Raw genomic sequence first — 24260 nt, 5'->3', positions numbered from 1 at the left:
TATCCCCTCGTTTTTCGCCTGCATATCATTAGGGTTGTAATGATTTTTTCCAGCCCTGCTGCCTGTTCAGGATCCTGCCTGGCGGCATCCCCCTGATCTGCCTGGTTTCCTCCTCCTATTAGCCTGTCAAAACACCACGATAATTAGTTATCTAATCAAATTAACCATGCTGGCATGGCCCATGCTTGTCGATTTATGGCTTTTTATTGTCAAAAATAAACCATTAAAATCAATTGTTTATGTTTTCATTGTTTTGTATGGACTCCTATGGTTCTTTTGTTTTTCATGTAAATTGCTTAGTGTAGAAAGTAATTGGTTCGCGTTCGGCAGGTTAATTACCAAGATGTCGACCATGAAAAAAGGACAGTATGACAGTCAAACTCGAAGTGAAATCACTCTATAAAATCTTCGGAGAACAGCCGGAAAAGGCGTTCAAATTGCTGGCGAAAGGGCACGACCGCGCCAGCATTCTGCAGAAGACCGGGCAGACACTGGGTGTGCATGGGGTCGATCTGGCCATCCACGAGGGGGAGATCTTCGTGGTGATGGGCTTGTCCGGTTCGGGAAAATCCACCCTGGTACGCCTCTTCAACCGGTTGATTGAACCGACCCGTGGTCAGGTGCTGATCGACGGTGAGGACATCGCCGCCATTTCAGATAGTGAGCTGCGCCAGGTGCGGCGCAAGAAGATCAGCATGGTGTTCCAATCCTTCGCCCTCATGCCGCATCTGACCGTGCTGGAAAATGCCGCCTTCGGTTTGGAGCTCGCTGGCGTGCCGCTTCTCGATCGCCAGGAAAGTGCCCGCCAGGCACTCAATCAGGTGGGTCTGGGTCAGTGGGTGGACGCCTTTCCCGATGCCCTCTCAGGTGGCATGAAGCAAAGGGTCGGTCTGGCCCGTGCGCTGGCCAATAACCCCGATATCCTGCTGATGGATGAGGCCTTCTCTGCGCTGGATCCGCTGATCCGCACCGAGATGCAGGATGAGCTGCTCAAGCTGCAGGCCAGCCATCAACGCACCATCGTCTTCATCTCGCACGATCTGGACGAGGCGATGCGTATCGGCGATCGCATCGCCATCATGCAGGATGGTCAGGTGATCCAGGTCGGTACCCCCGACGAGATCCTGAGTCAGCCCGCCAACGACTATGTTCGCGCCTTCTTTCGCGGTGTGGATCTGGCCAATGTGTTCAGTGCCCGCGATATCGTCAGTCGCAAGCAGATGCCGCTTATCAAGAAGCACACCACGGACGGGCCGGGCAACGCCCTGCGTCAACTCAAGGATCAGGAGCGGGAGTTCGGTTATGTGGTGGATCGCAGCCGCCGCTTCCTCGGGGTCGTCTCGGTCGAGTCGCTCGGTCAGGCGGTGAAAAACAAAGGAAGCCTGGAGCAAGCCTTGCTGGCCGATATTCAGCCCATCCAGGCCGATACCTCCCTCAATGAACTCATCAGTCAGGTGGCCGCAGCGCCCTGTCAGGTGCCTGTGGTTGAGGAAGATGGCACCTATCTGGGGCTCATCTCCAAGGCCAACTTGCTGAACACCCTGGACAGGAGTACCCCGGTATGAATATCAAACCCTTTCATCATCTGCTGACCGGCTTGCTGGCGCTGTTGTTCTTGGCGAGTGCCCCCATCCGGGCCAATGAGGCGCAGGCCGATCCCTGGGGCAATACCGAAACCCTTGCCGCCGACTGGCAGAGCCAGATTGAAACGGCGGATACAGCCACGGCTGTCGACTGGCTTGATCCCTTCCAGCAGGCGCTGGTACCGCTGGATATTTGGGTGGAGAGCGGCATTGGTTGGCTGGTCCATAACTTGCGCCCCCTGTTCCAGCTGATCCGGGCACCGGTAGAGGTCACCCTCAACGCCATGACCCATCTGCTGCAGACGGTGCCATCCACCCTGATGATAGGGATGCTGACCCTGATCGCCTGGCAGCTGGTTAATGGTCGCATGGCGCTGGGTACCCTGCTTTCTCTCGTCGGGATAGGCCTCATCGGTGCCTGGTCCGATGCCATGGTGACCCTGTCGCTGGTGCTGACCTCGCTCTTCTTCTGCATCCTGATTGGCTTGCCGGTTGGCATTTTGCTGGCCCGTAGCGAGCGCTTGTCTGCCTGGACCCGGCCGCTGCTGGATGCCATGCAGACAACTCCGGCCTTCGTCTATCTCATCCCCATCGTCATGCTGTTCGGCATCGGCAACGTACCCGGCGTCGTGGTGACCGTCATCTTCGCCCTGCCGCCGATGATCCGGCTGACCATGCTGGGGATCCGACAGGTGCCGGCAGATCTGGTAGAGGCGGCCCACTCCTTTGGCGCCAGCCCCTCCCAGCTGTTGTTCAAGGTGCAGCTGCCGCTTGCCATGCCCACCATCATGGCCGGGGTCAACCAGACCCTGATGCTGGCGCTCTCCATGGTGGTGATCGCCTCCATGATCGCGGTCGGTGGTCTGGGCCAGATGGTACTGCGCGGCATAGGCCGACTCGACATGGGGCTCGCTTCCATCGGTGGCCTCGGCATAGTGCTGCTGGCCATCGTGCTCGACCGTCTGACCCAGGCAATGGGACAGCGGGATCGCAGCCACACAGGCCGCTGGTATCAACATGGCCCCGTGGCCCTGCTGATGCGCCTGCGTGGCAGCAGTAAAGTAATTGATTACAAAGGAGTAAATGCATGAGGTTCATCACGAAAACCCTGAGCACCCTGGTGCTGAACGCCCTGTTGCTGAGTTCTGTCGCCATGGCCAGCACCGAACTGCCGGGGGAGGGGGTCCGCGTTCAACCCTTGCAGAGCTCCCTGCCGGAAGAGACTTTTCAGACCCTGCTGGTCAGCAAGCTGATGGGTCGCCTCGGCTATGACGTACAGACGGTGCAGGAGGTAGATTACAACGTGGCCTACGCCTCGGTGGCACAGGGCGATGGTACCTTCCTGGCCTTTAACTGGATCCCGTTGCACAACCACAAGTACGAACAGGCTGGCGGTGACAAGGTGTTCTTCCGCCAGGGGACCTATGCATCGGGCGCCGCTCAGGGCTATCTCATCGACAAGCAGACCGCCACCCGGCATGGCATTACCAACCTGGGTCAGCTCAAGGATCCCAAGCTGGCGGCCCTGTTTGACGGTGATGGCGACGGCAAGGCCGATCTGGTGGGCTGCAACCCGGGCTGGGGCTGTGAAGAGGCCATCAACCATCATCTGGACGAGTTCGGCCTGACCTCCACCATTACCCACAAGCAGGGCAACTACGCGGCCCTGATCGCCGATACCCGGGCCCGTTACCAGAGTGGCAAGCCGGTGATCTACTACACCTGGATCCCCTACTGGCTGAGCAGTGAGCTGGTGCCGGGGCGGGACGTGGTGTGGCTGGAAGTGCCTGCCGATGCCAAGGATGCAGCGCAGACCCGCCTGCCCAACGGCAAAAACTACGGCTTTACCGTGAATTCCATGCACATAGTGGCCAACAAGGCGTTCACCGAGGCCAACCCGGCGGCGGCCAAGTTGTTCAGTATCGTCAAGCTCCCGCTGAACGACATCAACATCCAGAACGGGCTGATGAACAAAGGTCAGAACAAACCGGCGGATGTAGAGCGTCACGCCGAGGCCTGGCTCAAGGGGCATGAGGCGCTGGTCAACGACTGGTTGACCCAGGCGCGCGCCGCCGTGCAATAAGCGGATGGCGTGACTGCACGCAGGGCGCTATGCCCTGCGCACGTTAGCCGCTGCACCTCAGCAATAAAAAACGCCCAGAACTCTTGCCGGGCGTTTTTTATTGTCAGGATCTGGCCTTGCCAGCGGGCTCAGATGCCGGAGCCACCCTGCTCGCCATGCTCTTTGCCACCCTCCTCGTGCAGGCCGCACTCGCGCTTGAGGCCGAAGAAGCGGGTCTGCTCCTCGCTCATGCCGGGCTCCCACTTGGTGGTGGTGTGGACATCGCCGACCGACAGATAACCCTGCTCCCACAACGGATGGTAGGGGAGGTTGAACTCCTTGAAGTAGTAGAAAACATCCTTGTTGCTCCAGTCGATCACCGGCAGAAACTTGAAGCGGCCACGCTGGATGGCCAGCACTGGCAACGCGCCCCGGCTGCCGGACTGCTCCCGGCGCAAGCCGGAGAACCAGGTCTGGGCCCCCAGCTCACGCAGGGCGCGGTCCATCGGCTCCACCTTGTTGAGCTGGTTGTAGCGGGTGATCCCCTCCACGCCCTGCTCCCACAAGAGACCAAATCGCGCCTCCTGCCAGGCCGGTGACAACGCGGCCTTGTATATCTTCAGGTTGAGCGCGAGGCGCTCGGTCAGCTGGTCGATAAAGCGGTAGGTCTCCGGGAAGAGATAACCGGTATCGGTCAGCACCACCGGCACGTCGGCCCGCTCGCGGCTCACCAGATGAAGCATCAGTGCTGCCTGAATGCCGAAACTGGAGGAGAGCAGATGCTCCCCCGGCAGATTGGCCAGTGCCCAGCGCACCCGCTCGGGGGCGCTCATGGTATCCAGCGCCTGGTTGAGGGGCGCCAGCGCCTCGGTCTGCTCCTCCCGGCTCAGGGAGAGCAGGGCGGAGAGATCGAGCCTGCCATCGGCCCCGCTATCAGTCAGTTCAGGCTGCATAGAAGTCCCTCGCGGAATCGATAACGGGCGCCACCACCCCGACCCGGATCACGAAGTCGCCAAAGCACTCGCCCTGATTGCGCTCGTTGGCCCAGCGGCCGATCAGCACGTCGAGCTCGGCCAGGATCTGCGGCTCTGTGATGTTCTCCTGATAGAGGCGCGGAATGCGGGTGCCCTCAAGGTTGCCGCCCAGATGGAGGTTGTAGCGGCCGGGCGCCTTGCCCACCAGACCTACTTCCGCCAGCATGGCGCGGCCGCAGCCGTTGGGGCAGCCGGTGACACGGAAGATGATGGCGTCATTCGCCAGCTCGTGCTTGGCCAGCAGACCTTCGATGTCGGTGACAAACGCCGGCAGCATGCGCTCCGCTTCGGCCATCGCCAGCGGGCAGGTGGGCAGGGCCACGCAGGCCATGGACTGCTTGCGCTGCTCGCTCACGCCGTCATCCAGCAGGCCGTATTGGCGTGCCAGCCCTTCGATGCGGGCCTTCTCGCTGGCAGGCACCCCGGCAATGATCAGGTTCTGGTTGGCGGTCAGGCGAAAATCCCCCTGATGCACCTTGGCGATCTCCAGCATGCCGGTCTTGAGCGGCTTGCCGGGGAAGTCCAGCAAACGGCCATTCTCGATAAACAGGGTGAGGTGGTGCTTGCCATCGATCCCTTCAACCCAGCCGAAGCGATCGCCACGGCTGGTGAACTCATAGGGGCGACTCTCGGCGAAGGGGATACCTGCGCGGCTCTCCACCTCAGCCTTGAACGCTTCGACGCCAACACGTTCAAGGGTGTACTTGGTCTTGGCATTCTTGCGGTTGACCCGGTTGCCCCAGTCGCGCTGGGTGCTGACCACGGCGGCCGCCACCTCCAGCACGTGGGAGAGGGGAATAAAGCCAAAGTCACTCGCCTTGCGCGGGTAGGTGCTGGTGTCGCCGTGGGTCATGGCGAGCCCCCCGCCCACCAGCACGTTGAAGCCCACCAGCTTGCCGCCTTCGGCAATCGCCACGAAGTTGAGATCGTTGGCGTGGATATCCACGTCGTTGTGGGGCGGGATCACCACAGTGGTCTTGAATTTGCGCGGCAGGTAGTTGGAGCCCAGGATAGGCTCCTCGTCCTGCCCCAGTTTTTCACCGTCCAGCCAGATCTCCACGTAGGCGCGGGTCTTGGGCAGCAGGTGCTCGGAGATCTTCTTGGCCCACTCGTAGGCCTCCTGATGCAGCTCGGACTCCACCGGATTGCTGGTGCAGAGTACGTTGCGGTTCACGTCGCCAGCAGTGGCGATGGAGTCGATGCCGGTGCTATTGAGGGTCTGGTGCATCAGCTTGATGTCGCGCTTGAGCACCCCGTGAAACTGGAAGGTCTGACGGGTGGTCAGGCGAATGCTGCCGTACAGGCTGTGCTCTTCGGCGAACTTGTCGATGATCTGCCACTGGGCCGGGGTGATGATCCCCCCCGGCAGGCGGGCGCGCAGCATGACGTTGTGCAGCGGCTCCAGCTTCTGGGCTGCACGCTCGGGGCGAATGTCTCTGTCATCTTGCTGGTACATGCCGTGGAAGCGGATCAGCTGGAAGTTGTCGCCGTTGAAGCCACCGGTGAGCGGGTCTTGCAGATCCTGCTCTATGGTGCCGCGCAGAAAGTTGCTCTCGCGCTTGAGGCGTTCGTTGTCAGCCAGCGGTCCCTCCACTGGCCCCGCTTTCTGTTCCGAGATTGTTTGCTTGCTCATCAATAGACATCCCTTTGATAACGTTTGGCACGACGCAATTCGCTCAAATACTCTTCTGCTTCCTCACGGCTCTTGTGACCGTGTTCGGCAATCACATCCAGCAGGGCCTCCTGCACATCCTTGGCCATCTTGTTGGCGTCACCACACACATAGAAGTGAGCACCTGCTTCCAGCCACTGATAGAGCTCCTGGCCCGCTTCACGCAGGCGGTCCTGCACATAAATTTTGTTGGCCTGATCCCGGCTGAAGGCCAGCGAGATCTTCGACAGCAGGCCCGATTTCACATAACGCTGCCACTCCACCTGATAGAGGAAATCCTGGGTAAAGTGGGGGTTGCCGAAGAAGAGCCAGTTCTTGCCTTCCGCTCCCTGGGCTTCCCGCTCCTGCATAAAGGCGCGGAACGGGGCGATACCTGTGCCGGGGCCCACCATGATGACGGGGGTGTCAGGATTGGCGGGCAGGCGGAAGTTGTCGTTGTGTTCGACAAACACCCGCACCTCGCCATCCTCAATCAGCCGGTCCGCCAGATAGGAGGAGGCGGCGCCAGAGCGTACGGTGCCATCTTCTTGCGGGTAGCGCGCCACCCCGACGGTCAGGTGCACCTCCTCTTCTACCTCGCTCTGGGCGGAGGCGATGGAGTAGAGGCGCGGGGTGAGGGGGCGCAGCAGGCTAACCAGCTGCTCGGCAGTGAGGGCGGTCGGGAAGCGCTTCAGTACATCCACCACTTGGGCAGAGGCCACCAGCGCATTGACCTGGGCCTTGTCGCCCGCCAGATCTTTCAGCGCCGCGTTGTCCGATATGTCAGCGAGTCCTGTGATAAAGCCGCCGTGCAGCCGGGTTAGTTCAAGGTTGCGGGTGAGCACTTCGCGCAGGCTGCCGTGGGCAGTGTCTTCATCGCCAGAAAGGCCAGCCAGGGCCAGCACTTCGCCCACCAGATCGGCGTCGTTGTCGAACCAGACGCCGAGGGCATCCCCCGGCTGATAGGCGAGACCGGAGGACTCGAGGCTGATCTCGATATGGCGGATATCCTTGGTGGAATCCCGGCCTGTGATCTTCTGATTGAGCGACAGGCGGGCAGGGAAGGGGTTCTCCTTGCTGTAGTGGCTCAGGCCCACCGCCTGCTGCACCGCGCTTGCCACCTTGCTGCTGGCTGCCCCGGTGGTGAGCGTCGCGGCAATGGCGTTGAGTGCCTGCTCGCCCCAACTCTTGGCCGCATCCTGATAATCCACATCGAGGCTCGCGAGCTCATGAATCCGCTCGGCCCCTGCGGTGGCGAGGAAGTTGTCGAAATCGTTGCCGGTCTGGCAGAAAAACTCGTAGGAGCTGTCACCCAGCCCCAGCACGGCGAACTTGAGCCCGTTCAGTTTGCCAATCTTGCCTTTTTTAAGCTGCTCGAACAGATCGACGGCGCTCTCCGGCGGCTCACCCTCCCCGTAAGTGCTCACTACTACCAGCAGGTGGCTCTCTTTCTTGAGCTGCTTGGGTTTGTAGTCGGCCATCGACGCGAGGGTGACGGGTAGGCCACGGGCTTCGGCCTGCGCCTTGATGGCAGTGGCGACACCCTTGGCGTTGCCTGTCTGGGATCCATAGAGAATGGTCAGACTGCCGCCGGGCGCCGCCAGCGTACCGCTGGCCGCCACAGGCTGGCTGCCGGATTGGGAGAGACCGTAGAGATAGCCGCTCACCCAGACCAGTTGCTGGGTATTGAGGGTCGAGAGCGCCTGGTTCAACTGACGTTGTTGTTCATCAGAGAGGGGGGCTAGGTTGGTCAGAGAATCCTTCAATTGCATCACACACGTCTTCCATGGTCTGATTTTTGGTCAGATTAAAGGGCGTGTTCAATAACAACAAAGAATAAAAATGTCTTCTTTATTCTATTAATGCATTAAAAGGGGGTGGGGCACGCTTGCGCCCGCAGCAAAAGAGGATCGTGGTATAAAGGGCGTTAAATGAGTGCTACTTGATAACACAGGAAGTGCAATGTCGAATATTAGATTGTTTCATGTCAATGCCTTCAGCCAGCAGCCCTTTGGTGGCAATCCTGCGGTGGTCGTACTGGGACCCGCCCTGCCGGATGCCAGCCAGCTGGCGATGGCGGCCGAGTTCAACCTCTCCGAGACTGCCTTTCTGGTGCAACTTGGCAGGGCCCATTACCAGTTGCGCTGGTTCACGCCGACAGTCGAGGTTGATCTCTGCGGTCATGGCACCTTGGCAGCTGCCCATGTGTTGTGGCAGACAGGGGCAGTAGCCGCACACGAGACGATCCGCTTCGAGACCCGCAGTGGTGAGCTGCTGGCCCGGCGCGAAGGGGAGTGGATTTGGCTCGATTTTCCGCGTATCGCGTTGACGCCACTGACGCTGGATCCCGCCTATGCTGCCGCGATCGGTTGCCAACCACGACAGACCCTGGCGGCCGGGGCCAAGTTCTTGCTAGAGCTGGCAAGTGAAGAGGAGATCCGCACTCTTTCGCCTGATTTCCATGCCCTGCGTGCCCTGCCGGGACGGGGGCTGATCGTCACCGCCCCGTCGAGCCGGGCGGATGATGATTTTGTCTCCCGCTATTTTGCCCCTTGGGTGGGCGTCGATGAGGATCCCGTCACCGGTTCCAACCACTGCGCTCTGGCACCCTTCTGGGCTGAACGGCTCGGCAGGCAGCAGTTGCGGGCCCGTCAGGTCTCGTCCAGAGGCGGTGATCTCAGGCTGGATCTGCGGGGCGAGCGGGTATTGATGGCGGGTCAGGGGTTGACCCTGTGGCAGGGGGAGTGGTTGCTGCCACCTACCCCATTAGGTGCCAGCGTGTGACTATCTCGAGGGCTCGCTACCGGGCTACCTTCGCCATAAAAAACGCCCCGCAGTTGCGGGGCGTTTCATTGCCATCGAGGCGCAGGCCAGGCCTGCGTACCGGGCTTATTTTTGCTGCGGGCGCAAGGCCGGGAACAGGATGACGTCGCGAATGGTGTGGCTGTTGGTGAACAGCATGACCAGACGGTCGATACCGATACCCTGACCGGCAGTCGGCGGCAGGCCGTGTTCCAGCGCGGTCACGAAGTCGGCGTCATAGAACATGGCTTCGTCGTCGCCCGCTTCTTTTTGATCAACCTGATCCTGGAAGCGTTTGGCCTGATCTTCTGCATCGTTCAGCTCGGAGAAGCCGTTGGCCAGCTCGCGGCCACCGATGAAGAACTCGAAGCGGTCGGTGACGTCCGGGTTCACGTCGTTGCGGCGGGCCAGCGGAGAGACAGCTGCCGGGTACTCGGTGATGAAGGTCGGCTGCAGCAGCATGTGCTCCACTGTCTCTTCGAAGATGGCGGTGATCACGTGACCCAGCTCCCAACCTTTCATCAGCTCGATGTGCAGACGCTTGGCAACGGCCTTGGCGCTCTCCAGGGTAGTGAGGTCTTCCCGGGTCACGCCCTCGGCGTACTTCAGGATGGAGTCCACCATGGTGAGGCGCTGGAACGGCTGACCGAAATCGATGGTCAGACCCTCTTCGCCCTCTTTGGCGTAACGGATCTGGGTGTCGCCCAGAATGTCCTGCGCCAGGGTGCGCAGCAACTCTTCGGTCAGGTCCATCAGATCGATGTAGTCGGCATAGGCCATGTAGAACTCGATCATGGTGAACTCGGGGTTGTGACGCACCGAGATACCTTCGTTACGGAAGTTGCGGTTGATCTCGTAAACACGCTCGAAGCCACCGACCACCAGACGCTTCAGGTAGAGCTCGGGTGCAATACGCAGGTACATGTCGATGTTCAGCGCATTGTGGTGAGTGACGAACGGACGCGCGGAGGCGCCACCCGGGATGACCTGCATCATGGGGGTTTCCACTTCCATGAACTGCTTGTCGTTGAAGAACTTGCGGATGCCTGCAACCACTTTGGTGCGGATCACGAAGGTCTTGCGGGACTCTTCGTTGGCGATCAGATCCAGGTAACGCTGACGGCAGCGCGCTTCCTGGTCGGTCAGGCCCTTGTGCTTCTCGGGCAGCGGACGCAGCGCTTTGGTCAGCAGGCGGATATCGGAAACGTGAACGGAGAGCTCGCCGGTGTTGGTGCGAAACAGGGTCCCTTCCACGCCGACTATGTCACCCAGATCCCACTTCTTGAACTGCTCGTTATAGAAGCCTTCCGGCAAATCGTCACGGGTCACGTAGACCTGGATTTTTCCAGCCATGTCCAGCAGGGTAGCGAAGGACGCCTTGCCCATGATCCGGCGGGTCATGATGCGACCGGCAATCTTCACCTGTTTACCCAAGGCCACCAGCTCTTCGGCGCTCTTGTCGCCAAACTCAGCGTGCAGATCGCCGGAGAGGCTGTCACGACGGAAGTCGTTGGGGAAGGGGTTGCCCTGGGCGCGCAAGGCGGCCAGCTTGGAACGACGCTCCGTCATCTCGTTGTTCAGTTCGAGAGAGTGGTCTACTTCCGGAGTTGTGGTTTGTTCAGACATGGTGATTCCTGCTGCTCTGTTTTTACAGGCCTGACTTCAGGCTGGCTTCGATAAACTTGTCCAGGTCGCCGTCGAGGACCGCTTGGGTATTGCGGGTTTCGACGCCGGTACGTAGATCCTTGATGCGTGCATCATCCAGTACATAGGAACGGATCTGGCTGCCCCAGCCGATATCGGACTTGGTCTCTTCGAGGGCTTGTTTTTCAGCGTTTTGCTTCTGAATTTCCAGCTCGTAGAGCTTGGCTTTCAGCTGCTTCATACACTGATCTTTGTTTTTGTGCTGGGAACGATCATTTTGGCACTGTACCACGACGCCGGTCGGAACGTGGGTAATACGCACCGCGGATTCGGTCCGGTTGACGTGCTGACCACCGGCGCCGGAGGCACGGTAGACGTCGATACGCAGGTCTGCCGGGTTGATCTCGATGTCGATGTCGTCATCGATCTCGGGATAGACGAAAATGGAGCAGAACGAGGTGTGGCGGCGGCCACCGGAATCGAACGGGGATTTGCGAACCAGACGGTGGACGCCGGTCTCGGTGCGCAGCCAGCCGAAGGCGTATTCGCCGGTGAACTTGATGGTGGCGGACTTGATGCCGGCCACGTCGCCGTCAGAGAGCTCGATCAGCTCCGGCTTGTAACCGTGGGCATCGCCCCAGCGCAGGTACATGCGCAGCACCATGTTGGCCCAATCCTGAGCTTCGGTACCACCGGAGCCGGACTGGATGTCGATGTAGCAGTCGGAGGCGTCGTGCTGACCGGAGAACATGCGGCGGAATTCCAGATCCACCAGCTTGCTTTCCAGCACATCGGCTTCGGCCACGGCTTCGTTGAAGGTCTCTTCGTCTTCCCCTTCCACCGCCAGGCTCACCAGCATCTCGACGTCTTCGGCGCCCTGGGTCAGGGCATCGATGGTGCCCACCACGTTTTCCAGCGTGACGCGCTCCTTGCCCAGCGCCTGTGCGCGCTCCGGCTCATTCCATACGTCCGGCTGTTCCAGCTCGGCGTTGACCTCTTCTAGACGCTCTTTCTTCGCGTCATAGTCAAAGGTACCCCCTAAGAAGCTCGGTCCTCTCAGACAGCTCCTTAAGCTTGTTTAATACAGGATTGACTTCAAACATCGTGAAAACTCTCGGGGTCGATGTGATTTAAAAACGGGATATTCTAGCCAATTGTGGAAGGAATAAACAGGGTCGCCTGTCCTTGTGGGCGTCCTGTAGTCAATTTCTGGTGCAGTTTTCCCTAACTCGGTGGAAAATATCGCCCGCAGACTCATTTTCAGGTTCAGTTTCGGCCTGACGGGTCGCTAACAACGACGCAGTGCTGTGCTGTGCACTTTTGGGAAATCCTGTTCCTGACCTCATAAGAAGAAATCATGATGAAAAACCTATCACTCAAGCAGAAGATACTGTTGTCAGTGGTGATCGCCCTGTCATTGGTGATCCTGCTGCTCTCCTGGCAGAGCTATACCAGCCAGAAGTCCCTGTTGCTGCAAGGCAGTCAGGAACAGGTACAACGACTGGGCCGCCAGCAGGCCGCCAGCGTCAGTGGTTGGCTCTCTGCACGTCGCGACGTGATCCAGGCGCTTGGCAACAAGGCCGGTGCCGAGCCCCTCAATGCCCTGCAACAGGCGCAAGTCTCGGGTCGCTTTCAGCTCACCTATTTTGGTGAGAGCAACGGCAAGATGCATGACTCAGACCCTTCCATCAATCGTGACGGCTATGACCCGCGCTCTCGTGGCTGGTATCAGGAAGCCATGAGCAAGGGGGGTCTTATCGTGACCAAACCTTATCTGGATGTGGCCTACAACATCATGGTGGTAACCTTGGCCCAGCCGGCGCAAGGCGGCGTGGTCGGTGGTGATCTCTCCATCGCTTCCCTGGTGGAAGACATCACCAAGATGAAGCTGCCCGCCGACGGCATCGCCATTATGATGCACAAGGACGGCACCGTCATCGCCTACAAGGACGCGGCCAAGGCGATGAAGCCGGCCACCGAGATCGACAACGATCTGACCAACGCCCTGATCGAGCAGAGCAAGGCCAGCAACAGCCTGCTCCCTGCTTACTTTGACAACGAAGGCCGCGACAAGCTGTTGTGGTCCGTGGATATCCCGGATACTGACTGGGCGCTGGTTCTGGTACTGGACAAGGAAACGCTGGAAGCCCCGCTATCCTCCCTGCTGATAACCCAGCTTGGCCTGGCCCTGTTGGTGCTGGTGGGCAGCATCATTGCCATCTCCTGGCTGGTCAGCCTGCTGCTCGGCCCGCTCAGCAAGGTCTCCCAGGCCCTGGCCCGCATCGCCGACGGTAACGGCGATTTGACCCAGCGCATCAAGATCGACGCCAACGACGAAGTGGGCCAGCTGGCCAACAGCTTCAACCGTTTCGTCGGCAGCCAGCACCAGCTGATCGGCAACATCCGCAAGCTGGCCAACGAGCTGAATGCCGATGCCGAGCGCAGTCTGGTGACCAACCAGGCCTCCGTGGACGAGTTGCAGCGTCAGCAGCAGGAAGTGACCATGGTCGCCACCGCTGTCACCGAGATGGCGAGCGCCACCATGGAGATCGCCGGCAACGCCGAAAACACGGCTGCTGCTGCCCAGCAATCCGCCCAGAGCAGTGAGCAGGGCAAGCTGCTGGTGAACCAGACTCGCCAGTCCATCAACGGCCTGGCCGAAGAGGTGGGGCAGGCGACCGAGGTGATCGGCGAGCTGAGCCGTCACGCCCAAGCCATCTCCGGCATCCTCTCCACCATCCAGGGCATCGCCGAGCAGACCAACCTGCTGGCACTGAACGCGGCCATCGAAGCGGCGCGAGCCGGTGAACAGGGTCGTGGTTTCGCTGTGGTAGCGGACGAGGTGCGGGTGCTGTCTCGTCGTACCCAGGACTCCACCCAGGAGATCCAGTCCACCATAGAGACGCTGCAGCAGACCACGGCACGCGCGGTGAGCCTGATGCAGACCAGCCAGGGGTTGGCCGACAACAGCGTGAAAGATGCCGATGCCGCCGCTGCCGCGCTGGAAGAGATCACCCATGCCGTGTCGCTCATCTCCGACATGGCGGGTCAGATCGCCACCGCCGCGGAGGAGCAGACCCAGGTGACTGGCGAGATCACTCAGAACACCACCGCCATCAAGGATGTGAGTGACGAGATCACCGCCGCTGCCATGCGCGATCTGGATCAGGCCCATAGCCTCAAGGGTCGTGCCACCGATCTGAACCAGCAGGTCTCGACCTTTATCCTGTAAGGGATGATGCGACGGGACGCCTGCGTCCCATCCTGAACAAAGCCCCGCACCTTGGTGCGGGGCTTTTTGTTATCTGCGGTCTTGCTGCTTCATGACAGGGGACGCTGGCTGGTGCCCATGATTGCCGTTGTCACCGTGGGGGTTGCCAATGGACGATGGCGCCGCACCGCCAGGATGGCCGTTAGCAAAGAGCCCACCATGAGGTGGGCTCTTGTTCATATCACGTCTGGCTGAGCGGTTTACAGGAAGGGGAGCGCCATAAACAGCTTGATCACCATGGCGTTGATGATGTCGATGAAGAAGGCCCCCACCATGGGCACCACCAAGAACGCCAGATGGGACGGGCCGAAGCGCTGGGTGACGGCCTGCATGTTGGCAATGGCCGTCGGGGTGGCCCCCAGGCCGAAGCCGCAATGGCCCGCCGCCAGCACGGCCGCGTCATAGTTGCTGCCCATGACCCGGAAGGTGACGAAGATGGCGTAGAGCGCCATCGCCACCGTCTGGGTGGCCAGCAGGATGAAGATGGGCAGGGCCAGGCTGGAGAGCTCCCACAACTTCAGGCTCATCAGCGCCATGGCCAGGAACAGCGACAGGCTGACGTTGCCGAGCAGGGACACCTCGCGATCACTCACCTCATGCCAGTTGAGCAGGGTCAACAGGTTGCGTAGTAGCACACCGACAAACAGCACGCAGACAAAGCTCGGCAGCTCGAGGGCGCCGCCCTTGAGGGCGGCGGATAACAACTCGCCCCCTTTCAGGCTGATGGCGATCAGCGCCAGCGTCTCGATCAGGCTGAATGTGGTGAGCGGGCGCTCCATGTCGGGCATTTCGAAGCCCTTGGGCGCCTCATCCCTGTTGTGTTCTGCACCGGGCACCTGCACCTTCTTGACCAGATAGCGGGCAACCGGGCCCCCGATCAGGCCGCCCAACACCAGGCCGAATGTCGCACAGGCGATAGCGAGTTCGGCGGCGGATTGCACCCCGTACTTCTCGGCGAAGGTGGCGCTCCAGGCCGCGCCTGTGCCGTGGCCGCCTGAGAGGGTGATGGAGCCGGCCAGCAGCCCCATGTGGGGATCCAGACCGAGCAGGGTCGCCAGACCCACCCCCAGGCTGTTTTGCATCAGCAGCAGGCCGGTCACTGCCATCAGGAAGGTGATCACCGCCTTGCCGCCGCGTTTGAGGTTGGCGAGATCGGCGGAGAGTCCGATGGAGGCGAAGAAGGCCAGCATCAGCGGGGTCTGCAAACTGGTGTCGAATTGCAACTCCAGCTGCAGGGTCGAGCGCAGCAGCAGTAGCACCAGGGCGACCACCAGGCCGCCGGCAACCGGTTTGGGGATGTTGAAGGTTCGCAGTAGCCCGACTCGGGTCACCAGCAAACGACCGAGCAGCAACACCAGGGTGGCGGCGACCAGGGTGGCGTAGGAATCAAGTTGTAGCATTCAGTACTCCCATGTTGATTGGCTGTGTCTTTCGTTGATGAAGACTCACAGATTCAGCCGGGATAAAAACAGTGTGGCTCATGTGCCAACAAAGAAGGGGTGATATTCCCCCCGTCCCACGCAAAAATGGGATCTATGTGGGCCCGAATGAATCAGGCATCCAGATGAGATTTATGAAAAATCCGGCAGATAGTAGCAAAAAACACCAAATATATCCACATTTGTCAGTTTAATGGTCTGTTTTGTAATTTGTTATGATATTTAACACTATTGGGTTGGTTGTCTGTTTATGCCTGGTAACTGCGATTCAACGGCTGTCATTTGGGGCGCCAGTCTCTATAATTCGCCAGTTTTCAGCCCATCAGGTGGCAACGGACGGGATGTGAAGACCTTGGTTCGTTTCCCATGGGGATTCATGGTTTGCGGGTATTGAGCCCATTAACGCGGGTGTTGTACCCATCAAAGAGGAGAGGGTGTGAAGAAGTCTATCTACATTGCCTATACAGGCGGCACCATAGGGATGCAGCGCTCCGACCACGGCTATGTGCCGATGGCGGGCTTTATGGAAGACTGTCTGGCGCGGATGCCCGAGTTTCATCGTCCCGAGATGCCGGATTACCATATTCACGAATACGATCCCCTCATCGACTCCTCCGACATGACCCCGGCGGACTGGCAGCGTATCGCCGAGGACATTCGAGACAACTACGAGAAATACGATGGCTTCGTGATCCTGCACGGCACCGACACCATGTCGTTCACCGCCTCGGCACTCTCCTTCATGCTCGAAGATCTGCACAAGCCGGTGATCATCACTGGCTCCCAGATCCCGCTTGCCGAGCTGCGCTCCGATGGTCAGCAGAACCTGCTCAATGCCCTCTACATCGCGGCCAACTACCCGATCCACGAGGTGACGCTCTTTTTCAACAACCAGCTCTATCGCGGCAACCGCAGCAAGAAGGTGCACGCCGACGGCTTCCACGCCTTCGATTCACCGAACTACCCGCCGCTGCTCAACGCCGGCATCGCCATCTCGCTGGAAGCGGGCGAGCTGGGTGCCCCGTCCGAGCGGCCGCTGGTGCTGCACGACATCACCCCCCAGCCTATCGGCGTGGTGACCCTCTATCCGGGCATCTCCAGCGAGGTGATCGCCAACATATTGCAGCAACCGGTGAAGGCGCTGATCCTGCTGTCGTTCGGGGTGGGCAATGCGCCGCAGAACCCGGCCATGCTGGCGCTGCTCTCCGAGGCCTCGGCCCGCGGCGTCATCATAGTCAACCTGAGCCAGTGCCTGCACGGCAAGGTCAATATGGGGGGTTATGCTACCGGTAATGCCCTGTCCCGCGCCGGGGTCATCTCGGGCTTTGACATGACAGCCGAGGCGGCGCTGACCAAGCTGCACTTCCTGTTGAGCCAGGGCTTGCCAGCGCCGCGAATCCGCGAGCTGATGCAGCAATCCCTGCGTGGGGAGCTGACACCCTGAGTGTTGGGCCCTAGCTCGGAGGGAGAGGGGATAGATCGAGGTGCTATTGGAGGTTCGCCATGGGGAACATCGACAGGTGATCCACGAACGATCCGCAGACTGCCGATCCGTCCCCTTCTCCTCTGGTGGGAGAAAGGTTGGGGATGAGGGGGTATCCGCACCCTGCAGAGAGTGGAAAAAGAGAGGGGAGCCATAGTGGCTCCCCTCTCTGTTGTGGCCGCCGCGAGCGGCCTGCCGGGTCAGGCTCAGTGGTTGAGGTCGATCCTGACTATCTCTTCCTCGTCCCGATACTGACGCTTGAGCTCGCTCTTGCTCTTCATCACTATCTCGCCGTCACGACCTATGTTCATGTGCTCGGGATTGTCGATGTGCATCGCCTGCCAGGCCATCACCGCCTGCAGTGAGGTGGCCTTCTGGTCGTCGGTGAGGGGCTTGCCATCGGGCCATTTGCCCAGCTCAACCGCGGTCTTGAGCCGCTCATACACTTCTTTGGGCATCTGTCTGATGGCCTGTTGAAACTCACCCAGTTGAAACGACATCCGGCCTCTCCTTGAACTATTGCGCCATGAACCGCGGGATCAGACGGGCAGATCCTGGCGAACCGCGCCAGCCATCTGCTCCATCACCCGCACTACCTGACAACTGTAACCGAACTCGTTGTCATACCATACGTAGAGCACGCAGTGATCCCCTTCGGCTATGGTCGCCTGGGAGTCGACGATGCCCGCGAAGCGCGATCCCACCATGTCGGAGGAGACCAGCTCTGTGCTGGCGCTGAAGTCGATCTGGCGATGCAGGGCGGAGCTTTGCGCCATCTGCTGCAGATAGGCGTTGAGGCTTTCCCTATCTGTGGCCTGCTCCAGCGACAGATTGATGATGGCCAGCGACACGTTGGGAGTCGGTACCCGGATGGCATTACCGGTCAGCTTGCCCTTGAGCTCAGGCAGTGCCTTGGCCACCGCCTTGGCCGCGCCCGTGCTGGTCATCACCATATTGAGGGCGGCGCTGCGACCGCGTCGTTCCCCCTTGTGATAGTTGTCGATCAGGTTCTGATCGTTGGTGTAGGAGTGCACCGTCTCCACGTGGCCGTGGCGGATACCATATTTGTCCTGCATCACCTTGAGCACAGGGGTGATGGCATTGGTGGTGCAGGAAGCGGCCGAGATGATCTTGTCATCCGGTCCGATCACCTCGTGATTAACCCCGAACACCACGTTCTTCATCTCGCCCTTGCCGGGTGCGGTCAGCAGCACACGGGCGGCACCGCGTGACTTGAGATGCTCGGAAAGACCCGCTTCGTCACGCCAGACGCCGGTGTTGTCGACGATCAGCGCATCGTGAATGCCGTAAGCTGTGTAGTCGATGTCGGCCGGGCTGTTTGCATAGATAACCTGGATGAAGGTGCCGTTGGCGATGATGGCGCTGCGCTCCACATCCACCTCGATGGAGCCGTTGAAGGGGCCGTGCACCGAGTCGCGGCGCAGCAGGCTGGCGCGTTTCTCCAGATCCCCCTCGCGACCACCGCGCACCACTATGGCCCGCAGACGCAACGAGTTGGCGGCGCCGGTGCGCTCGATCAGCAGTCGGGCCAGCAGGCGGCCGATGCGGCCAAAGCCGTACAGCACTACGTCGGTGGCAGGTGGCACGTCGCGCCCCAGGGCCGGTGCCAGCTTGGCGCGCAGGTAGTCGTCTATGCCTGCCTCGTCCTGGTGATCCTGCCAGTAGTCGACCGCCAGCTTGCCCAGATCGATCTCGGCAGCGGTCGGGTTCAGGGCCAGGATGGCCTGCAGCAGGGGGAAGCTCTGTTGGATCGGTAGCGGGGCGCCCTGATGACGGCGAACGACTCTGTGGGCTTTGAGAATGTCGATAGTGGAGGCATTTTGCAGGGGACGTCCGTAGACGGTGATCTCGATCCCTTGCTGTCGGTAGAGGCGACCTATCAAGGGTTGCATGGCTTCGGCGAGCTCCTGGCTCTCCTGCCACGCTTGCAAGTAGTGCTCGTGGGTCATTAACCAGATCCTTTATTTCACGTTGTTGGGGCAAATAGAAATTCGTCGAATGCAGATCAGTGTAGGGATGTAGATTTCGTTATATTATTCTGCAGTCGCGGCCTTATACGGCGCGCACATTGTAATGGATATGTAATCTGTTTGCTAGCCAAGGGTGGCCGTGACAGGCTGCAATTGTTACCAACAAGATGTGAGCCATGACCCATTTTTCAGCGCGTTCCCTGCTCTTCGGCCTCAGTTGCGGTCTGACCCTCACCGCCTGCAACGACGACAGGATCCACAACATTTGTGCCAATCATCCGACTCTTTGTCAGGACTTGGTGGACGACGGTTGGTGTCGCTATGAGCGGACCGATATCATTCGGGCTCGCTACCATCTGCAGGAAGAGGGGACGGACAGGCGCAAATATGATTTGATGCGCAGCCTGGAGCGTTACCTCAAGTGCGCCGAGCGCTCTACCAATATCGAATACAAGACAGCCCGGGAGCAGAAGAGCCCTCGGGTGGAGGGAATGCTGGCGGCGGGCGATCAGCTTGCCCAGCTCGATGCCGCTACCCGCAATTCGCAGGATCCCTACCTGTTGCTTTGGCACTGGACCAACAACACCAACGAGCTGGCACGCCAGCAGTTCTTGGCGCTGGAGGGGCAGCCCGTGCTGGAAGAGCCCGAGTTGCAGCTGGCGCTGGGAGGTATCCATGCCAAGAGCGAGCCGCAGAAGGCCATCGCGTTCATGCATCATGCACTCTCCCTCTATCGGGAAGGGGATGCGGTCAACGGCAGGATCCTCACCTCTCTCAGCACCCTCTATATGGGCCAGAAGGAGTACGGTCTGGCCTATCTGTGGGGCAAGGTGAGCGAGTCGTTCCAGAATACGCCCGAGGTCTCGGCCAAGCGCTTCGGCCTCTATCACTCCCTGAGCAAAGCCGATCAGGAGGCCTGGGACAGCCAGGCCGCCACCATAGTCGAGCAGCTAAAAAGCGGGACTTACCGTCCTTGAATCCTGATGAATCACATTGAACAACTGGCCAGTGACTGGCCTCACCCCTTCGACATCCAGTTCCTGCACGGCCAGGTGACCACCGGTGGTCGCCAGCTGGAGCGCGTCACCGTCAGGGCCATCGTCCTGCGCGGTGACCGGCTGCTGCTGGTTCACTCCCGGGTCAACGGCGATCTCATGTTTCCCGGTGGCGGCATCGAGCAGGGGGAGTGCCACAGTGCCGCCCTGGCGCGCGAGCTGCGGGAGGAGTGTGGCGCCGAGCTGGTGGCGATCGGTGCCCTGCTCGGGCAAACGCGGGAGTATCGCGCCGCCCGCGAGGCCGACTATGATGCCTACTGCATCCGCTCCTTTTACTACCTCTGTCAAGTGGGGGAGGACTGGAACGAGCCCCAGCCACAGCCCTACGAGGTGCGGCTCGGCTTCACTCCCGGCTGGTTTGAGCTGGATGATGCCCTGCAGACCAACAAGACCCAGCTGGCGGGCCCTTGCCCCCAGTGGACGGCGCGGGAGACCCGGGTGCTGGCCGAGTTACACCACTGGCACGAATCCGGCCTGCTGGCATGACTCAGGCCCTTGAGGCAGATAAAAAAACCGCCCAGGGTCATGCCAGTCAGTTAAGTATTTTTTGTGACTGAATATTCGAAAGTTTGAATAACAGAAACGGTGCCATGGTCAAAGCATCAATGTGGCTAACCGCTTTGCCCTGACTGGCATCCAATAAAAAGAGGGAGGCATGATGCCTCCCTCGCTCTTTGGCCCTTCTACCTCGCGGGCTGAGACTCGCATTCTTACCGCCCTAGGGCGGTTTTTTTGCGAGTCGACGATTACTGCACGCAGACCGGGCAGAAGGCGTAGGTGCCCTGCGGGTCGTTGAAGCGGGTCAGCGGATCCAGGCTGCGGTTCACCTCCTGCAGTGTCTTGCCAACGCCTGCGGGCAACCAGTTTTGCAGGTGTGGGGCCAGCGCCTGGGCGCTGCTGTCGAACAGCTGGCGCAGGAACTTGTCTTTGGCTGACTCTTCCTGCTCGATGGGGGTGACCTGCCACTCCTTGAGGTTGGCCAGTTCGGCCGCTGCCTTGATGGCGTCATCCAGATTACCGAACTCGTCCACCAGACCAAGGGCCTTGGCATCTTCGCCAGTCCAGACCCGACCTTCGGCCGCTTTCTCTGCGTCTTGCTGGCTCAGGCCGCGGCCCTTGCTCACCAGACCGACGAAACGCTGGTAAGTATCCTCCACGCTCAGCTGGATTGCCTGACCCACGTGATCCGGCAGGGCGCGGGTCGGGCCGACCCCGACGAAATCGGTGGTACCGACGCCGTCGGTATGCACACCGAACTGGGCCAGCGCCTTGTCGAAGGTGGCGAACATGCCGAACACCCCGATGGAGCCGGTGAGGGTGGTGGGGGAGGCGAAGATCTTGTCTGCATCGGCAGAGATCCAGTAGCCACCGGAAGCCGCATAGCTGCCCATGGAGACCACCACAGGTTTGCCAGCCTGTTTCAGGGCCAGCAGTTCGGCACGGATCTGCTCGGCGGCAAAGGCGCTACCGCCCGGGCTGTCTACCCGCAGCACCACAGCTTTGATCTTGTCGTCGCGACGGGCATCGGCCAGCAGTTCGGAGAGGGTGTCGCCGCCGATGGTACCGGCAGGCTGCACGCCATCCATGATGGCACCGCTGGCGACCACCAGACCCACCTCATCCTTGCCGCTTTGTGGATACTGCTCGGGCGCAGCGGCCAGGTACTCTTTCAGGCCGACCCCTTTCCAACCGTGATCGTCGGTTTCCCCGACTTCTTTAATGACCGCCTGGGTCATCTCGTCGCGGGTTGCCAGCTGATCCACCAGCCCGTTGTCGAGGGCGTAGTTGGCAGCATTGCCACCAGCCTTGCGCAGTAGCTCGAGGAAGCGATCCTTGGCCGGCGCGACTGCCTCGGGTTCTATCTCCCGCTGCCCGGCTACGTCCGTCACATAGGATTGCCACAGCTGATCCAGCCAGCGCTGGTTGGCCTCCTTGCTCTCGGGGGACATGTCGTCGCGGATATAGGGTTCAACGAAGGATTTGTAGGTGCCGACCTTGAACACATGCGGCGTGATGTTGAACTTTTCCAGCGCCGACTTGAAGTAGGTCTGGTGGACGCCGAGCCCCTCGATCACCACGGCGCCGCTCTGGTTGAGCAGCACGTGATCGGCGTGGGCGGCCAGCAGGTACTGGCCCTGGTTGTAGTAGTCGGCCATGGCGATGACCGGCTTGCCACTCTCCTTGAACTCATCGATGGCACTCGTCACCTCCTGCAGTTTGGAGATGCTGGCACCCTGTAGCCCTTGCGGTTTGATCACCAGCGCCTTGATGCGATCGTCATCCTTGGCACTTTTGATGGCCCACAGCAGATCGGAGAGGACGATTTCGCCCGGCTGCTCTTCGCTGCTGTTCAGCTGGCGCAGCAACTGCATTGTGGGATCAGTCTGCGAGCGTTGCTCCACCAGTATCCCATTGAGATTGAGGGTCAGCGCCCCTTCGATGGGAGCCTGAGGGGCTTTTTTCTGGCCCACGCTGTAGACGATGACCAGCACTACGATGAGAAACAGCAGATTGACCAGCATCAGCCGAGTGAAATTGAGCAGGCGCCACAGGCTGCGGAACAACCAACCCAGACCTTTGAAAATAGACATAGTCGCGTTATCGCCCTGTTAATGGGTAGAGAAGGATCATTATTAACCAGTTGGCCCACCAATTGCCATTTCCGCTTGGGGCGATCGGCAGCGCCATCGTCCTTTCTTGCTTCAGAACACGTCTGTTCGCCGAAAAAATGTCCAAACATTTGTTTGAAAAAGCATTTTCGATTCTTTACTCTAGCTTCAATTTGATAACAAAAAGTTAACCGGAGGCCTTGTGAGCCGCTACCCTACGCTTCTGACTCCTCTCGACCTTGGCTTCACCCAGCTCAAGAACCGGGTATTGCGTATGGATTCCTGCGCACCGGCCTCGAAAAGGAGTTCATGATGAGCCGTTATCCGACTTTGCTGACCCCCCTCGATCTCGGTTTTACCCAGTTGCGCAACCGGGTATTAATGGGCTCCATGCACACCGGCCTCGAAGAGGAGAAGGGCGGCTTTGACAAGCTGGCCGCCTTCTATGCCGAGCGCGCCCGCGGCGGCGTCGGTCTCATCGTCACCGGCGGCATCGCCCCCAACCTGCGTGGGCGGCTGGTGCCCCACGGTTCGCAACTGAGCTTCCCCTGGCAGGTCGCCAAACACAAGAGGGTGACCCAGGCCGTGCATCAGGAGGGGGGCAAGATAGCGCTGCAGATCCTCCATGCCGGTCGTTATGCCTACCATCCGTTCAGTCTGGCGCCGAGCGCCCTCAAGGCTCCGATCTCCCCGTTCAAGCCGCGCGCCATGAGTGAGCGGCAGATCCGCGGCACCATTCGCGACTTCGCCGCTACCGCTGCGCTGGCCAAGGCGGCCGGTTACGACGGCGTCGAGGTGATGGGCTCGGAAGGCTATCTCATCAACCAGTTCATCTGCGAGCGCACCAACAAGCGCACCGATGGCTGGGGTGGCAGCAATGAGAACCGGATGCGCTTCCCGGTGGAGATTGTCCGCGCCATCCGCGAGCGGGTCGGCACCGACTTCATCATTATCTTCCGCCTCTCCATGCTGGATCTGGTGGAGCAGGGCTCGACCCTGGAAGAGGTGATCGCCCTTGGCAAGGCGCTGGAGCAGGTCGGCGTAACCCTGATCAACACCGGCATCGGCTGGCACGAGGCGCGTATTCCCACCATCGCCACCAGCGTGCCGCGTGGTGCCTTCAGCTGGGTGACTGCCGAGCTGAAAAAGCACCTCACAGTGCCACTTATCACCACCAACCGGATCAACACCCCCGAGGTGGCCGAGCGCATTCTGGCGGGTGGTGAGGCGGACATGGTCTCCATGGCGCGCCCCTTCCTGGCGGATCCTGAATTTGTCATCAAGGCGGCCGAAAACCGGGCGGACGAGATCAACACCTGCATCGCCTGCAATCAGGCTTGCCTTGACCATGTGTTCAAGCAGCAGCGGGCCTCCTGCCTGGTCAATCCCCGCGCCTGTTTCGAGACCGAGCTGACGTTTGGCCGCGTGCCCCAGCCCAAGAAACTGGCGGTGGTGGGGGCGGGCCCGGCCGGGCTGGCGTTTGCCTGCTACGCTGCCGAGCGCGGCCATCAGGTGAGCCTGTTTGATCAGGCTCCGATAATCGGCGGCCAGTTCAACTTCGCCAAGCAGATCCCGGGCAAGGAGGAGTTTCACGAGACCCTGCGCTATTTCGCCAAGCGACTGGAGAAGTGTGGCG

The 24260-nt window shown here is 60.3% G+C and carries 18 protein-coding genes; 9 read left to right on the top strand and 9 right to left on the bottom strand.

Annotation, left to right across the window (positions count from 1 at the left end; translation table 11 throughout):
- Positions 1-368 precede the first annotated feature (368 nt).
- From proV to proX, 3 genes are read left to right on the top strand one after another with little or no spacing between them, the layout of a single operon-like run.
- The gene (gene proV, locus BN1129_RS07895; protein ID WP_042035713.1) at positions 369-1565 is read left to right on the top strand and encodes a glycine betaine/L-proline ABC transporter ATP-binding protein ProV; all 1197 of its coding nucleotides are present in this window, start codon (positions 369-371) and stop codon (positions 1563-1565) included.
- On the top strand, positions 1562-2674 hold the full coding sequence (gene proW / locus BN1129_RS07890; RefSeq protein ID WP_042035712.1) for a glycine betaine/L-proline ABC transporter permease ProW: 1113 nt from the start codon (positions 1562-1564) through the stop codon (positions 2672-2674). Before proV ends, proW begins: the two co-directional genes overlap by 4 nt.
- Positions 2671-3666 carry a glycine betaine/L-proline ABC transporter substrate-binding protein ProX gene (gene proX / locus BN1129_RS07885; protein WP_042035711.1) on the top strand — a complete coding sequence of 332 codons (996 nt, stop codon included), beginning with the start codon at positions 2671-2673 and terminating at the stop codon, positions 3664-3666. The genes proW and proX overlap by 4 nt, the downstream gene beginning before the upstream one ends.
- 128 nt (positions 3667-3794) lie before the next feature.
- Here the strand turns inward: proX and BN1129_RS07880 are convergent, their stop codons facing one another.
- Genes BN1129_RS07880 through BN1129_RS07870 form a run of 3 tightly spaced genes read right to left on the bottom strand, consistent with a single transcriptional unit; the run spans position 3795 to position 8102 of the window.
- Positions 3795-4598, bottom strand: a complete 804-nt coding sequence (locus BN1129_RS07880) for a phosphoadenylyl-sulfate reductase (protein ID WP_042035710.1) — start codon at positions 4596-4598, stop codon at positions 3795-3797.
- The gene (cysI, locus tag BN1129_RS07875) at positions 4588-6312 is read right to left on the bottom strand and encodes an assimilatory sulfite reductase (NADPH) hemoprotein subunit (protein WP_042035709.1); all 1725 of its coding nucleotides are present in this window, start codon (positions 6310-6312) and stop codon (positions 4588-4590) included. Before cysI ends, BN1129_RS07880 begins: the two co-directional genes overlap by 11 nt.
- Positions 6312-8102, bottom strand: coding sequence for an assimilatory sulfite reductase (NADPH) flavoprotein subunit (locus tag BN1129_RS07870; RefSeq protein WP_042035708.1), 1791 nt, complete (start codon positions 8100-8102; stop codon positions 6312-6314). The genes cysI and BN1129_RS07870 overlap by 1 nt, the downstream gene beginning before the upstream one ends.
- 190 nt (positions 8103-8292) lie before the next feature.
- Here BN1129_RS07870 and BN1129_RS07865 point away from each other — a divergent pair, with 190 nt between their 5' ends.
- Complete coding sequence (locus BN1129_RS07865; RefSeq protein WP_042035707.1) at positions 8293-9114, top strand: PhzF family phenazine biosynthesis protein; 822 nt, start codon at positions 8293-8295, stop codon at positions 9112-9114.
- Positions 9115-9219: 105 nt separating this feature from the next.
- Here BN1129_RS07865 and lysS read toward each other — a convergent pair whose 3' ends face one another.
- Together lysS and prfB are read right to left on the bottom strand one after the other, a co-directional pair.
- The gene (gene lysS, locus BN1129_RS07860; protein WP_042035706.1) at positions 9220-10758 is read right to left on the bottom strand and encodes a lysine--tRNA ligase; all 1539 of its coding nucleotides are present in this window, start codon (positions 10756-10758) and stop codon (positions 9220-9222) included.
- Between the two features lie 22 nt (positions 10759-10780).
- A protein-coding gene (gene prfB, locus BN1129_RS07855) for a peptide chain release factor 2 (protein WP_108536280.1) occupies positions 10781-11879 on the bottom strand; the annotation gives its coding sequence in 2 pieces (ribosomal slippage) (positions 10781-11803 and positions 11805-11879; 1098 coding nt in all).
- A gap of 257 nt (positions 11880-12136) precedes the next feature.
- Between prfB and BN1129_RS07850 the strand changes: the two genes are divergently transcribed.
- Positions 12137-14008 (top strand): methyl-accepting chemotaxis protein, encoded by a 1872-nt coding sequence (locus tag BN1129_RS07850; protein WP_042035789.1) that lies wholly within the window; start codon positions 12137-12139, stop codon positions 14006-14008.
- Between the two features lie 239 nt (positions 14009-14247).
- On the opposite strand, the gene gltS is transcribed toward BN1129_RS07850, so the two are convergent.
- Entirely contained in the window at positions 14248-15447 is a 1200-nt protein-coding gene (gltS, locus tag BN1129_RS07845; protein WP_042035705.1) for a sodium/glutamate symporter, read from the bottom strand.
- Between the two features lie 475 nt (positions 15448-15922).
- Here gltS and ansA point away from each other — a divergent pair, with 475 nt between their 5' ends.
- On the top strand, positions 15923-16930 hold the full coding sequence (ansA, locus tag BN1129_RS07840; protein WP_042035704.1) for an asparaginase: 1008 nt from the start codon (positions 15923-15925) through the stop codon (positions 16928-16930).
- 245 nt (positions 16931-17175) lie between these two features.
- Here ansA and BN1129_RS07835 read toward each other — a convergent pair whose 3' ends face one another.
- A complete protein-coding gene (locus tag BN1129_RS07835) occupies positions 17176-17469 on the bottom strand; it encodes a YeaC family protein (protein ID WP_042035703.1) in 294 nt (97 codons plus the stop codon).
- 39 nt (positions 17470-17508) lie between these two features.
- Positions 17509-18939, bottom strand: coding sequence for a glyceraldehyde-3-phosphate dehydrogenase (locus BN1129_RS07830; RefSeq protein ID WP_042035701.1), 1431 nt, complete (start codon positions 18937-18939; stop codon positions 17509-17511).
- A gap of 197 nt (positions 18940-19136) precedes the next feature.
- Here BN1129_RS07830 and BN1129_RS07825 point away from each other — a divergent pair, with 197 nt between their 5' ends.
- Positions 19137-19937: a DUF2989 domain-containing protein gene (locus tag BN1129_RS07825; RefSeq protein WP_042035700.1), complete on the top strand. Its 801-nt coding sequence runs from the start codon at positions 19137-19139 to the stop codon at positions 19935-19937.
- Between the two features lie 6 nt (positions 19938-19943).
- Positions 19944-20501, top strand: coding sequence for an NUDIX domain-containing protein (locus BN1129_RS07820; protein WP_042035698.1), 558 nt, complete (start codon positions 19944-19946; stop codon positions 20499-20501).
- 260 nt (positions 20502-20761) lie between these two features.
- On the opposite strand, the gene sppA is transcribed toward BN1129_RS07820, so the two are convergent.
- Positions 20762-22606: a signal peptide peptidase SppA gene (gene sppA, locus BN1129_RS07815; protein WP_042035696.1), complete on the bottom strand. Its 1845-nt coding sequence runs from the start codon at positions 22604-22606 to the stop codon at positions 20762-20764.
- A 330-nt stretch (positions 22607-22936) separates the two neighbouring features.
- Here sppA and BN1129_RS07810 point away from each other — a divergent pair.
- On the top strand, positions 22937-24260 hold a 1324-nt coding region (locus tag BN1129_RS07810; RefSeq protein ID WP_042035694.1), incomplete at its 3' end, for a 2,4-dienoyl-CoA reductase FMN-binding domain-containing protein.

Origin of the sequence: Aeromonas popoffii (assembly GCF_000820025.1) — a bacterium.
Taxonomy (GTDB): domain Bacteria; phylum Pseudomonadota; class Gammaproteobacteria; order Enterobacterales; family Aeromonadaceae; genus Aeromonas; species Aeromonas popoffii.
The sequence above is the reverse complement of the archived record's forward strand: the minus strand, read 5'-3'. Positions and strand labels throughout refer to the sequence as shown.